This window comes from Nocardia sp. NPDC004582 (genome assembly GCF_053602115.1).
Window position 1 is genome coordinate 1 of record NZ_JBSGCY010000051.1, and the last position, 12,631, is coordinate 12,631.

13 protein-coding genes and 1 pseudogene are annotated in these 12,631 nt (G+C 69.1%); 6 read left to right on the forward strand and 8 right to left on the reverse strand.

The features are described from left to right. Positions 1-288 (reverse strand): annotated as a pseudogene (locus ACWELJ_RS16470) (hypothetical protein); the annotation flags it as partial. A 167-nt stretch (positions 289-455) separates the two neighbouring features. After that, on the reverse strand, positions 456-1,478 hold the full coding sequence (locus ACWELJ_RS16475) for a zinc-dependent alcohol dehydrogenase family protein (RefSeq protein ID WP_452366979.1): 1,023 nt from the start codon (positions 1,476-1,478) through the stop codon (positions 456-458). 155 nt (positions 1,479-1,633) lie between these two features. Between ACWELJ_RS16475 and ACWELJ_RS16480 the strand changes: the two genes are divergently transcribed. The 3 genes from ACWELJ_RS16480 to ACWELJ_RS16490 all read left to right on the forward strand — a co-directional run bounded on the left by ACWELJ_RS16480 (position 1,634) and on the right by ACWELJ_RS16490 (position 4,565). Continuing rightward, positions 1,634-2,431, forward strand: coding sequence for a helix-turn-helix domain-containing protein (locus ACWELJ_RS16480; protein ID WP_452366980.1), 798 nt, complete (start codon positions 1,634-1,636; stop codon positions 2,429-2,431). A gap of 57 nt (positions 2,432-2,488) precedes the next feature. Next, positions 2,489-3,157: a PadR family transcriptional regulator gene (locus ACWELJ_RS16485; protein ID WP_452366981.1), complete on the forward strand. Its 669-nt coding sequence runs from the start codon at positions 2,489-2,491 to the stop codon at positions 3,155-3,157. Between the two features lie 202 nt (positions 3,158-3,359). Continuing rightward, entirely contained in the window at positions 3,360-4,565 is a 1,206-nt protein-coding gene (locus tag ACWELJ_RS16490) for an FAD-dependent oxidoreductase (RefSeq protein ID WP_452366982.1), read from the forward strand. Between the two features lie 29 nt (positions 4,566-4,594). Here ACWELJ_RS16490 and ACWELJ_RS16495 read toward each other — a convergent pair whose 3' ends face one another. Continuing rightward, on the reverse strand, positions 4,595-6,634 hold the full coding sequence (locus tag ACWELJ_RS16495) for an MDR family MFS transporter (protein ID WP_452366983.1): 2,040 nt from the start codon (positions 6,632-6,634) through the stop codon (positions 4,595-4,597). Between the two features lie 172 nt (positions 6,635-6,806). Between ACWELJ_RS16495 and ACWELJ_RS16500 the strand changes: the two genes are divergently transcribed. From ACWELJ_RS16500 to ACWELJ_RS16510, 3 genes are read left to right on the forward strand one after another with little or no spacing between them, the layout of a single operon-like run. Further along, positions 6,807-7,682, forward strand: a complete 876-nt coding sequence (locus ACWELJ_RS16500; RefSeq protein WP_452366984.1) for an oxidoreductase — start codon at positions 6,807-6,809, stop codon at positions 7,680-7,682. Between the two features lie 42 nt (positions 7,683-7,724). Then, positions 7,725-8,183, forward strand: a complete 459-nt coding sequence (locus ACWELJ_RS16505) for a transcriptional regulator (RefSeq protein ID WP_452366985.1) — start codon at positions 7,725-7,727, stop codon at positions 8,181-8,183. Beyond that, positions 8,180-8,584, forward strand: coding sequence for a DUF3817 domain-containing protein (locus ACWELJ_RS16510; protein WP_452366986.1), 405 nt, complete (start codon positions 8,180-8,182; stop codon positions 8,582-8,584). Before ACWELJ_RS16505 ends, ACWELJ_RS16510 begins: the two co-directional genes overlap by 4 nt. An 89-nt stretch (positions 8,585-8,673) precedes the next feature. Here ACWELJ_RS16510 and ACWELJ_RS16515 read toward each other — a convergent pair whose 3' ends face one another. The 5 genes from ACWELJ_RS16515 to ACWELJ_RS16535 all read right to left on the reverse strand — a co-directional run bounded on the left by ACWELJ_RS16515 (position 8,674) and on the right by ACWELJ_RS16535 (position 12,631). Next, positions 8,674-9,279: a non-canonical purine NTP pyrophosphatase gene (locus tag ACWELJ_RS16515; RefSeq protein ID WP_452366987.1), complete on the reverse strand. Its 606-nt coding sequence runs from the start codon at positions 9,277-9,279 to the stop codon at positions 8,674-8,676. Then, entirely contained in the window at positions 9,276-10,046 is a 771-nt protein-coding gene (gene rph, locus ACWELJ_RS16520) for a ribonuclease PH (protein WP_452366988.1), read from the reverse strand. Before rph ends, ACWELJ_RS16515 begins: the two co-directional genes overlap by 4 nt. Before the next feature lie 22 nt (positions 10,047-10,068). Then, positions 10,069-10,833, reverse strand: a complete 765-nt coding sequence (locus ACWELJ_RS16525) for a cyclic nucleotide-degrading phosphodiesterase (protein WP_452366989.1) — start codon at positions 10,831-10,833, stop codon at positions 10,069-10,071. 75 nt (positions 10,834-10,908) lie between these two features. Beyond that, positions 10,909-11,628 carry a rhomboid family intramembrane serine protease gene (locus ACWELJ_RS16530; protein WP_452366990.1) on the reverse strand — a complete coding sequence of 240 codons (720 nt, stop codon included), beginning with the start codon at positions 11,626-11,628 and terminating at the stop codon, positions 10,909-10,911. A gap of 40 nt (positions 11,629-11,668) precedes the next feature. Continuing rightward, complete coding sequence (locus ACWELJ_RS16535; protein ID WP_452366991.1) at positions 11,669-12,631, reverse strand: PLP-dependent cysteine synthase family protein; 963 nt, start codon at positions 12,629-12,631, stop codon at positions 11,669-11,671.

The following is a 12,631-nucleotide window of genomic DNA, read 5'->3' on the forward strand; positions in this document are numbered from 1 at the left end:
GGGTCCGGGTGGCGGAGCGGAGGCGGGGGCCGGGGCCGGCGAGGTGGAGGCGACCGGCTGCTGCGAGGTGCTGGGGGCCGGACCGGCGGGGGCCTCGGGACCGCCGCGACTGTTCCACCCCTCCCGCAGGGTGCCGCCGATCAGCGCGACCACCATGCCCAGCGACAATACGATCAGTCCGGCCAGCATCTTCGGCGACATCGCCCCCGGTGCGCTCAGACCCGGGGTGCCTTCGGCGGACCCTTCGTCCGCCACCTCGGGTCTGTCCTGCACCGCGCCCACCGTCACCCGGGAACTCCTTCGGTCGAAGCGATAGCCGTAGATCCGAAAAGCCACTCCTTCAGGCACGCTACACAGATTTGCGGATTTGCAGAACCTTCCACATGATAAGGAAATCGTTCCAGGTGGATATCTTTTCCAACTGATTGCCAATAAATAGCTCCCGCTGCCGGCGGTCACTCCATGGTGATCACCACCTTGCCGAACGGGTCACCCTCCATGAAGTAGCGGTAGGCCTCGACCGCCTGCTCGAACGGGAAGACCCGGTCGATGACCGGGCGCACCTCGTGCTCGGCCAGCGCGGCGTTCATCGCCTCGAAATCCGCCCGGCTGCCCACCGCGATGCGGCGAATCGACACGAACTTGCCCCCGAACAGGCTCGGCGGCTGCGGCTGTCCGGGCGCCGGCGCGAACGCCCCGATCAGGGTCACTTGCGCGTTGTACGCCGCGGCGGCAACGGATTTGGGCAGCGTGGGCATGCCGACGGCCTCCACCGCGTGCTGGACGCCCTCGCCGCCGGTGAGCTCGAGCACCGCCCGCTCCCAGTCCGGCACCTGGACCCGATCGATCACCTCGTCGGCGCCCAGTTTCCGCAACCGCTCCGCCTTCTCGGTGGAGGACGTGATCGAAATGACCCGCGCGCCCAGCATGGTGGCGTGCTGCACCGCCGCCAGCGCCACCGTCCCGGTGCCGGTGGTCAGCACGGTCTCCCCCGGTCCCGCCGGAACCGGCTTGGTCAGCGCGGCCCAGGCGACCAGCCCCGCGCAGGTCAGCGACGCCGCCTCCGCATCGGTGAGGTGCGCGGGCACATGGACCACCGAATCCTCCTCCAGCAGTACGTAGGTGGCGAGCCACCCGTCGTGCGTCGCCCCGTACTGCTGGGCGGACTCCGCCTGCCGCTGCGGGCCGTCGACCCAGGAGACGAAGTAGGTGCCGGCCACCCGGTCGCCGATCGCGGCGCGGGTCACCTGATCACCCCGCGCGATCACGTCGCCGACCCCGTCGACCAGCGGCACGACGCCGGGACGGGCGGGCAGCACATAGCTGCCCTCCATCAGCATGATGTCGCGCCGGTTGAGCGCGGTGGCGCGCACCCGCACCACGATCTGACGCGGGCCCGGCACCGGAATCTCCTGTGCCCGGGTGGTCAGCCCGGCGCGGCCGCGCCGCGATTCCAGTTGGTAGGCAATGCCGTTCATGGTCTTCTCCGTGGGGATCGAGTCCGGTTGTCGAGAAGCGAGTCTGTGCGGTCGGGCGAATCCGTGCGATTCCCTCCAGGGAATGATCGGATGGCCGTCCACGTCATTCCCTCGAGGGAATCGCGTGCCCGCATCCCGGTCCGCACAGTGGAGGTATGACAACCATGGCCGTGGCGACGACGACACCCTTCGCCCAGGAATTGCGCGGCTGGCGCACGCGGCGACGGCTCAGCCAGCTGGATCTGGCCATCGCGGCCGAGACCAGCCAGCGGTATCTGAGCTTCCTGGAGCAGGGCCGTTCGCATCCCGGGCGGACCATGGTGGTGCGGCTGGCAGAGGTGCTCGGGTTGTCCCTGCGCGAACGCAACGCGCTGCTGCTGACGGCCGGGTATGCCCCCGTGTTTCCCGAATCCTCCTTGGACGCACCGGAACTCGGCGCGGTCAGGCACGCCCTCGACACCATCCTGCAGGGGCACCTGCCGTATCCGGCGGTGGTGACCCGGCCCTTCGGGGTGCTGGTGGCGGCGAATCCGGCCTTCGAGCTGCTGACCGAGGGCAGCGCGCCGGAACTGCTGAAGTCACCGGTCAATGTGCTGCGCCTGGCCCTGCATCCGGGCGGCCTGGCCCGGCGGGTGGTGAACCTGCCGGAGTGGGGTCGCCACATCACCGACAGCCTGCGCAATCGGGCGGTCCGCAGCCCCGATCCGGCGCTGGACGCGCTCATCGCCGAGCTCGAGGGCTATCTGCCGCCGGTGGATCCCGGGCCCGGGCACCTGGGTTTCGCGGTGCCGCTGCGACTCCGGTCCGAGGCCGGTGAGCTGCGGCTCATCACCACCCTCACCTCGTTCGCGACGGCCACCGACATCACCCTGTCGGAACTGCACCTGGAGGCGTTCCTGCCCGCCGACCAGGCCAGCGCCGATCTCCTGCGGGCGCGCTTCGCCGCGGAGTAGTGCTTGCGACCTCAATACTCGTAGACGTATATTCGTAGACGAGTAAGGAGGTGCCGGATGGCCCGCAAGCGCAAGGTCGCCAATCTGATGGGCCTGGCGGTGCTGTCCGCCGTCGTACTCCAACCCATGCACCGGTACGAGATCGCCGCGCGGTTGCGGGCCTGGGGCAAGGACAGCGATATGAGCATCAAATGGGGATCGCTCTACACCGTCGTCGACAACCTCACCAAGCACGGCTTCCTCGAGATCATCGGCAGCGAGCGCGACGGCGCGCGGCCCGAACGCACCATCTACCGCATCACCGAGGCCGGCCGCGCCGAACTCGTCGACTGGACGCGGGAACTCGTCGCCGAACCCGAACGCGAGCAGCGCCGGTTCATGGCCGGGCTCTCGGTCGTGTCGGTGCTGCCGCCCGACGAGGTCATCGACCTGCTGACGCGGCGAATCACCAAGCTGGAGAGCAGCATCGCCGAGATCCGCGCCCAGATGGCCGCTCTGGAAGGCTCATTGCCGCGCCTTTTCCTGGTCGAAGACGATTATGAGCTGGCCATGCTCATCGCGGAGGCCGAGTGGGCCCGCGCCCTGCGCGATTCGCTCGCCGACGGCAGCTTCCCCGACACCGAGGGCTGGCGGGCCTGGCATCGCGACGGCGTCCTCCCGCCCGACCTCGCCGAACTGGCGGAAGCGGAAGGGGGAGCGTCCACACCGCACACTCAGCACGACTGACATCAGCACGACTGATAACGGACCGGGCCCCGGCGAGGGTGCTGCAACACCGCCGCCGAAGCCCGGGAACACACCGTCTCGAACCGCGTCCGTGCAGGCGAACCCGGCACCGAGTTTGGCAACTACAGGATAACTGGGTTCTCCACGCGCGGGACGGTTCGGGGTTTTCGGCAAGCCTTCGAACACTTCTCGGGAGAGACCCATGTCCACACCCATGCGTTCTGCGATCATCATCGGCGGCGGCATCTCCGGCCCCGTCACCGCCACCGCCCTGCACCGGGCCGGAATCGACGCCACCGTCTTCGAGGCCTATCCGGGTCCCGCCTACGGCATCGGCGCGAACCTCGCCCTCGCACCCAATGGCGTCGCCGCCCTCGACCTGGTCGGGGCCGGAGATCCGGTGCGCGCCAAGTCGATACCCATCAGCCGCCCCATGATGTCGGTCAACAACAAGCGGTTTCCGCTGCCCGGACTGGCCGACATCGAGCCCCTGCGCGTGATCGACCGCTCCGACCTGCACGAGATCCTGCACGACACCGCCGTCGCGGCCGGGGTGCGCTTCGAATACGACAAGCGGCTGGTCGAGGTGGAGGAGCACGCCGGCGGCGTCACCGCCGTCTTCGCCGACGGCAGCAGCGCCACCGCGGACGTGCTCATCGGCGCCGACGGCATCCGCTCCACCGTGCGCACCCTGGTCGACCCGAACGCGCCCGGACCCACCTACCTGCGCATGCTCGGCTTCGGCGCGTACACCGATGTCCCCCTGGAACTGGAGCCGGAGACCATGGCCTTCTCCTTCGGCAAGCGGGCCTACTACCTGTACTGGGCCATGCCGGACGGCCGGGTCGCGTGGGGCGCGAATCTGCCTGCCGAGCAGTACTACTCGCTCACCGAGGCGCGCGCCGTCCCCACCGAACAATGGCTGCGCACCCTGCGCGAGACCTATGCCGGGGACGTGCCCGGTGAGCGGCTGGCCGAAGCCACCACCGCGGCCCAGCTGCAGGTGATCGGCGCGCTGCACGTCATGCCGCGGGTGCCGCACTGGCACCGGGGTCGCATGGTGCTCACCGGGGATGCCATCCACGCGCCCAGCAACACCTCCGGACAGGGGGCATCACTGGCCATCGAGAGCGGCATCGAGCTGGCCCGCTGCCTGCGCGACATCGACGATCCGGCACTGGCTTTCGCCACCTACGAGGCGCTGCGGCGGCCGCGGGTGGAGGGCGTCGCGGCCCGGGTGGCGCGCATGAACCAGACCAAGGCGGCCGGGCCGGTCGCCCGGATGGCCATGCAGCTGATGATGCCGATCATGTTCAAGCGGATGGATCCGGAGAAGATGCTCGGCGGCGAGCAGCGGTTCCGGATCGATTGGGACGCCACGGTGCGACCCGCGGCGGTCAACGCCTGATCGGACTCGATGTGATCGCCTGATCGAACTCAGTGGCCGACCGGCAGCACGTCGGGCCGGTCGGCCTCGTCCAGGAGTTTGGTGGCGATATTGTCGATGGCCTGATCCAGCAGCGCCCGATCCACCGGATCGGTGGAATCCCAATCGGTGAGCTGACTTTCGAGCCACCGTTTCCACGCGATCCGGACCCGGTCCACTTCCTGGACGCCCTTGTCGGTGAGGACGAGCTCGCCGCCGGCGCGGCGCAGCAGCCCCTCGCGCTCCGCCTTCACGTACACCGGATCGATCAGTTCCGCCGGGATCCAATGGGTCCGGGCGATGTCGTCGAGGGTGGCGGTGCCGCGCAACCGGTTGTACATGTGCACCTGCCCCAGCGCCCAGGCCTCGTCCCGGCCCAGTGAACTGCCCGCTGCCGCGAGGATTCCCGGATCCGGCACGGTATTGTCGCGCACCTTGCCCAGCACCCGTGCGACACAGCGCTCGAGCTGCACGAGCCGGTCGGCGGAGTCCGGCACCGAGAACTGCTCCCCCACGTCGGTGGCCTCGGCGCGCGCACTGTCGCGCAGCGTGACCTGCTTCAGGAACCACGCCACCACGAAGCCGAGCACCGCCACCGGCACCACCCAGCGGAAGACGAAGTCGATCGAATCGGCGTAGGCGTGGATGATCGGCGCGGCCTGCCGCGGCGGCAGTTCCCGCAGCAGCGCCGGACTCTGCGCGACCTGCGGCGGCACCCGCGACTCGAGCAGCGCCGCTTCCAGATTCGGGCGCAGCTGATTGGAGTACAGCGTGCCGAACACCGTGGTGCCGAACGCGCTGCCGATGGTCCGGAAGAAGGTGACCCCGGAGGTCGCGGTCCCCAGATCCGAGTACGGCACGCTGTTCTGCACGGCGATGGTCAGCACCTGCATGGCCAGACCGACGCCCAGGCCCAGGATCAGCATGTACAGCGACATCAACCAGACGCTGGTACCCGGCCCCATGGTCGACATGAGGTAGAGGCCCGCGGCCATCACCGCGCACCCGATGATCGGAAAAGCCTTGTAGTGCCCCGTCTTCCCGACGATATTGCCGGACAGGATGGAGGTGAAGAACAACCCGACCACCAGCGGCAGCGTGCGCAGCCCGGACGCGGTGGCCGAGACGCCGTCCACGTACTGCAGATACGCGGGCAGGTAGGTCATGGCCCCCAGCAGCGCGAAGCCGACGATGAAGCTCAGGATCGAGCAGACGGTGAACACATTGCTGCGGAACAGGTGCATGGGCAGCATGGGTTCGCGCGCCCGGAACTCCGCGGCCACGAAGGTGGCCAGCAACGCCGCGGCCGCCAGGAACAAGCCGATGATGGTGGGCGAGGTCCACGCGTATTCCTGTCCGCCCCACTCCAATCCGAGGATCAGGCAGGTGACGCCGACGGCGACCAGCGCGATGCCCAGGTAGTCCACGATCGGCTTCACCACGGCCCGGGTCATGGGGATGGTCCGGGCGGCGGCCGCGATCATGACGACGGCGAGCGGGACGTTCACGTAGAAGCACCACCGCCAGCTCAGGTGGTCGGTGAACAGGCCACCCAGCGTCGGCCCGAGCACGGTGGTGATGCCGAAGACCGCGCCCAGCGCGCCCTGATACTTGCCGCGTTCGCGCAGCGGGATGACGTCGGCGATGAGCGCCATGGAGGTGACCATGAGCCCGCCCGCGCCCAGGCCCTGGATGGCGCGGGCCACGATGAGCAGCGTCATGCCGTGCGCGAGCCCGGCGATCATGGAGCCGATGATGAAGACGGCACCGCTGATCTGGAAGACCAGCTTGCGGCCGAACAGGTCACCGAACTTGCCGGACAGGGCGGTGGCGATGGCCTCGGCCACCAGGTAGGAGGTGACCACCCAGGCCATGTGCCCGGCCCCGCCGAGATCCGCCACGATGGTGGGCAGCGCGGTGGAGACGATGGTGGAGTCCAGCGCGGCCATCAGCATGCCGAGCGCGACGGTGCCGAAGACGACGTTCCTTCGGCCCCGGCTCAGCGGCGGCGGTGGGACAGGCTTGGCGGCGGTGACGCTGGCACCGGTCATCGGCCCAGTATGTGGCGCTCACCAGCGAAGATGCGGCAACGACACGGCAAACCGGGCATTGCGGGAGACAATCGGCGCGTTCGGTCTACCACTGGAACTTACTCTGCAGTAAGGTCGGGGCATCCGAGTGCGGACCCGCACTGCGAACCCCGAACCTGCGAGGTCAACAGCCATGGCATGGAAGCCCAGCGATATCCCCGACCAGACCGGGCGCACTGTCGTCATCACCGGAGCCAACGGCGGGCTCGGCGAGCAGACCACCAAGGTACTCGCGGGCAAGGGCGCGACCGTGATCATGGCCTGCCGCAATGCCGCCAAGGCCCAGGCGGTGGCCGACCGCATCGACGGCGACGTGCGGGTGGCGGGCCTGGACCTGGCCAGCCTGGACTCGGTCCGGCGGTTCGCCGAGAACACCGGCGAGTTCGACGTCCTGATCAATAACGCGGGCCTGATGAACATTCCGTTCTCGCGGACCCAGGACGGGTTCGAAACCCAATGGGGCGTCAATCATCTCGGTCACTTCGCCTTGACCGGGCTGCTGCTGGACAAGATCGGCGACCGGGTGGTGACGCTGGCCTCGATCGCCCACAAGCAGACCCCCAAGCTGTGGATCGACGATCTCAACTACGAGCACCGCCGCTACCAGCGCAACCTCGCCTACGCGCAGGCCAAGCTGTCCAACCTGATGTTCGCGCGGGAACTGCAGAACCGGCTCGCCGCGGCCGGCTCGGCCAAGCGCTCCTACGCCGTGCACCCCGGCGTCTCGGCCACCGACCTGTTCGCCCGGACCGAAACCCCCCTGGACAAGATCTCCAAGCCGTTCATCCGGATCATCGGCCAGTCGCCGTTCCACGCGGCCTACTCCTCGCTGTTCGCGGCGACCGAGACCGACGCCGACCCGAACACCTACTGGGGTCCGACCCGCTTCTTCGGCAGCCAGGGCCCGGTCGAGGCCTCGCCGTCCAGCAAGATCTCCCGGGATCCGGAACTGCTGCGCCGGCTGTGGGAGGAATCCGAGCGTTTGACCGGGGTCACATTCAAGTTCTGATCGACAACCTGCCTACTACGGCACCCGTAGTAGGCAGGTACCGTGGAGTGCGTGTCCGCTCCCCAACGCCGCCCGGCCCTGATCGTGTTCGTGGTCGTGGCGTTCACGGCGTGCCTCGGTCTGGGCTACTGGCAGTGGACCCGATTCGAATCGGGCGGCGGCACCTATCAGAATCTCGGCTACGCGCTGCAGTGGCCGCTCTTCGCCGGATTCGTGATCTGGGCCTATGTCCGCTTCGTGCGGCTCGAGAAGGAAGCCGGGGAGCACGAAACCCCGGCCATCGAGCCCGGAACCGAGGCCACGCCCCGCCCCCGCCGCCCGAAACCGGCCGCACCGCGCGAGATTCCCGCGGGCCTGCTGCCGGAGCGCCCCCAGGCCGCCCGGGACGAGGATCCAGAGCTCGCCGAATACAACAGGTATCTGGCCGACCTGCACGCCCGCGACATGGACGACCAGGTCCGTGACGCCGGACTGCACCACATCGAGAGGAGCGCCGGTTGAGCGCCAGCGACAATTCCGCCCCCGTCGCCACCGAGACCACCGCGCCGGCGTCCCGCCCGCTCGGTTCGGCCGCGCCCGAGAAGATCCGCGGCGCGCTGACCCGCTACCGCGTGCTCGCCTACATCACCGGCATCTGGCTGCTGGTGCTGTGCGGTGAGATGGTCTACAAGTACCTGCTCCTCGACGACAGCAGCACCGCCCCGCACTGGCTGTTCTACATCGGCCAGGTGCACGGGCTGTTCTACATGCTGTACCTGGTCTTCACCATCGACCTGGGCATCAAGGCCCGGTGGCAGCCGCTGACCACCTTCCTGACCTGCCTGGCCGGCACCATCCCGTTCCTGTCCTTCGTGTTCGAGCACAACCGGACCCGCGAGGTGAAAGCGGCCTTCGGCCTCTAGCGGATACGCGAACAGACGAAAGGGGTTCGAGGACTTGATCCTCGAACCCCTTTCTCGTCTGCCGTGATTCAGTTCTCGTCAGCCGTGACTCACTGACCGGCCAGGGCCGCCAGCGCGGGCAGCAGCTGCCGCAGGGCGCGGCCGCGGTGCGAGGCGGCGTCCTTCTCGGCCGGGGTGAGCTGGGCGGAGGAGAGCTCGCCGCCGTCCGGGAAGAACAGCGGGTCGTAGCCGAAACCGCCGTCGCCCACCGGCTTCCGGCCGATGACGCCCGGCCATTCGCCGCGCACGACTGCCTCGACGCCGGCGCCGACCAGGGCGCAGGCCGACACGAAGCGGGCCCCGCGACGCTCGTCGGGGACGTCGCCGAGCTGGGCCAGCAGCAGGGTGTTGTTGGCCTCGTCCTGGCCGTGGGTGCCCGACCAGCGGGCCGAGAGCACCCCCGGCATGCCGTTGAGCGCATCCACCTCGAGACCGGAATCGTCCGCGACACAGGGCAATCCGGTGGCGGCGAAACCATCGCGGGCCTTGAGCAGGGCATTGCCCTCGAAGGTCGGCTCGGTCTCGGGGGCCTCGGCGTAGGGCTCCACATCGTTCAGGCCGACGAGCTCGATGCCCGCGACGCCGGCCTCGTCCAGGATGCGGCGCAGCTCGTTCAGCTTCTTGGCATTGCGGCTGGCGACCAGGACCCGGGTCATCGCTTCTTGGATTCCTCGGGCTCGGGCAGCACGCCCGGGTACGGCAGCGCGAGGGCTTCCTTCTGCACCACGAACAGCTGCTCGCAGCCCGCGAGCGCGGAATCCAGCAGCTTGTCCAGGGTGGAGCGCGGGAAGGTGGCGCCCTCGCCGGTGCCCTGGATCTCGACCAGGGTGCCGGTGTCGGTGGCGACCACGTTCATGTCGACCTCGGCGCGCGAATCCTCCTCGTAGGGCAGGTCCAGGCGCACGCGGCCGTCCACCACGCCCACGCTCACCGCGGCGATGGCGCAGGAGATCGGTTGCGGGTCGGCCAGTTTCCCGGCCGCGGCCAGATAGGTGATCGCGTCCGAGAGCGCCACGTACGCGCCGGTGATGGCGGCGGTCCGGGTGCCACCGTCGGCCTGCAGCACGTCGCAGTCCAGGGCGATGGTGTTCTCGCCGATCGCGGCCAGGTCGATGCAGGCGCGCAGCGAACGGCCGATCAGCCGGGAGATCTCCTGGGTACGGCCACCGACCTTGCCCTTCACCGACTCTCGGCCCGAGCGGGTGTGGGTGGCGGCGGGCAGCATGGCGTATTCGGCCGTCAGCCAGCCCAATCCGGAATCACGCCGCCACGGCGGGACACCGTCGGTGACGCTGGCGGTGCACATCACCCGCGTCTGCCCGAACTCCACCAGCACCGACCCGGCCGGGTGCGAAGTGAAACCCCGAGTGATCTTTACGTCGCGGAGTTGGTCATCCGCCCTGCCATCGGCTCGTTTCGACACGACGCACAGCGTAACGGGACGATCAGATGTCGAAGACCTCACCCGGGGACACGGCGTGTACGGGACCACTGAACACGGCCTTCGCCTCGGCGATGACGTCCTCGCGGGAGGTCCACGGCGGGATGTGGGTCAGCAGCAGTTCGCCGACGCCCGCGCGGGCCGCGATCAGGCCCGCCTCGTGACCGGAGAGATGGATGCCCGGCGGGCGGTTGGCCGGGTCGTGGGTCCAGGACGCCTCCGACAGCAGAACGTCTGCGCCGCTGGCCAACTCGAAGACCTCGTCGCACAGCGCGGTGTCGCCGGTGTAGACCAGGGTGCGGCCGGCCGCGGTGGTGATACGCAGGCCGTAGGACTCCGGCGGGTGGAACATGCGCCGCGCCTCGACGGTGTGGCCGGTGCCGAACGGCACCGGGACGCCCGCCTGCCAGGGCCGCATATCGATGACATCGGACCAGTCGTCGGTCTCGCCGCCGATCTCCGCGGAGGCGTTGCCGATCCGCAGCGAGGTGTCGGCCGGGCCGTGGACGACGGCCTTACCGGTCGGCGGATTCGGGTGGTAACGGCGCCACACCAGCAGGCCCGGCAAATCCAGGCAGTGGTCGGCGTGCAGGTGGGTGAGGAAGATGTCGACCTCGCCCGGATCCAGGTGACGCTGCAGCGCGCCGAGCACGCCGGGGCCGAAATCGATGACGGTCGGTGTCATATCCGGGCCGGTCAGCAGGTAACCCGACGCCGGGGAATCCGGGCCGGACACGCTGCCCGAGCACCCGAGGACGGTGAGGCGCATTCCCCCATGCTGCCACGCTGCATTCTCACTCAACGGAGGGATCCCCCAAATCGCCGACCGCGACCAGCGTCACCCCTACGACGCGAGACGGCCGGCGTCAGCCCCGCGACGATGACGACGTTCATGAGCAGAGAGTACCCATCCGGCAACCACTCCACCCACCGCCCCGAAAAGATGTCCTTGCCAAGAGATTTCCGGGTTGCTCGGGAGCACGCCCCACAGGATCGAGCCGTAGACGGCGAGCACCCCGAGCCCGACCGCGATCTGCACCACATTTCGCGAGAACCAGCCCCAGCAGATCAGATATGTGAGCCAGCCGAACACCAATCCCGAGGCGCCCACCGACACGGTGTGCGGCATGGCCGTCAGCCATACCCCCGCCCCCGCGATCACCCAGATGATGGCGGTCGCCGCGAGCCCGCGCCCGATCCCGGTGAGCAGCGTGAGCAGGCCGAGCACCAGCACCGGCAGCGTGTTCGCCAGCAGGTGCCCCCAATTGGCGTGCAGGACAGGCGCGAACAGGATGCCGGTCAGGCCATCGCCGGAACGCGGCCGCACCCCGTTCTGTTCGAGGCGGCCGCCGGACAGGCTGTCGACCGCTTCCACGCCGTACAGCAACGCGGTGAATCCCAACGTCAGCGCAATGGCGCGCTGCCACAGCGATTTCAGCGCGCCCGGCCCGGCCGCGGCGGCCGGAACGAGCTTGCGGCCCGCCGCCGGTTCGGCCGATTCCTTGCGCAGCCGCGCGATCCGCTCCGGATCGAACGACGCGCCCATGCCGCTGCCACCGCTCATGGCAAGACCTCCTAGCCCCGCCCCCGAGCGTACCGCCGGATCAGGCCCAGAGCTGGCCGTCGAGCTTCTCCTCCGCCTCCTCCAGCGTGCCGTCGTAGGCGCCGGTGGACAGGTATTTCCAGCCGCCGTCGGCGACCACGAAAGCGATATCGGCACGCCGCCCGGCCTTCTCGGCCTTCTTCGCCACCCCGAGCGCGGCGTGCAGGATCGCGCCCGTCGAGATGCCCGCGAAAATGCCCTCTTCCAGCACCAATTCGCGGGTGCGGCGGACCGCGTCGTAGGGGCCGACCGAGAAGCGGGAGGTCAGCACCGATTCGTCGTAGAGCTCGGGGACGAAGCCCTCGTCGAGATTGCGCAGGCCGTAGACCAGTTCGCCGTAGCGGGGCTCGGCGGCCACGATATCGATGCCCGGCACCTGCTCGCGCAGGAAGCGCCCGGTGCCCATGAGCGTGCCGGTGGTGCCGAGACCGGCCACGAAATGCGTGATCTCGGGCAGGTCGGCCAGGATCTCCGGGCCGGTGGTCTCGTAGTGCGCGAGCGCGTTGGCCGGATTGCCGTACTGGTAGAGCATCACCCAGTCCGGGTGCTCGGCCGCGATCTGCTTGGCCAGCGCCACCGCCTGATTGGAGCCGCCCGCGGCCGGGGAGTCGATGATCTCCGCGCCGAACATGGTGAGCAGCTGCCGCCGCTCCACCGAGGTGTTCTCCGGCATCACGCACACCAGCCGGTACCCCTTGAGCTTGGCCGCCATGGCCAGCGAGATACCGGTATTGCCGCTGGTCGGCTCGAGGATCGTGCAGCCGGGCGTGAGCCGCCCGTCGGCCTCGGCCGCCTCGATCATGCGCAGCGCCGGGCGGTCCTTGATGGAACCGGTCGGATTGCGGTCCTCGAGCTTGGCCCACAGGCGCACGTGCTCGTCACCGTCCCAGCGCGGGGACAGGTTCTTCAGACCCACCAGCGGAGTGTCGCCGAGGGTCGCGATCAGCGACTCGTAGCGGGCCAC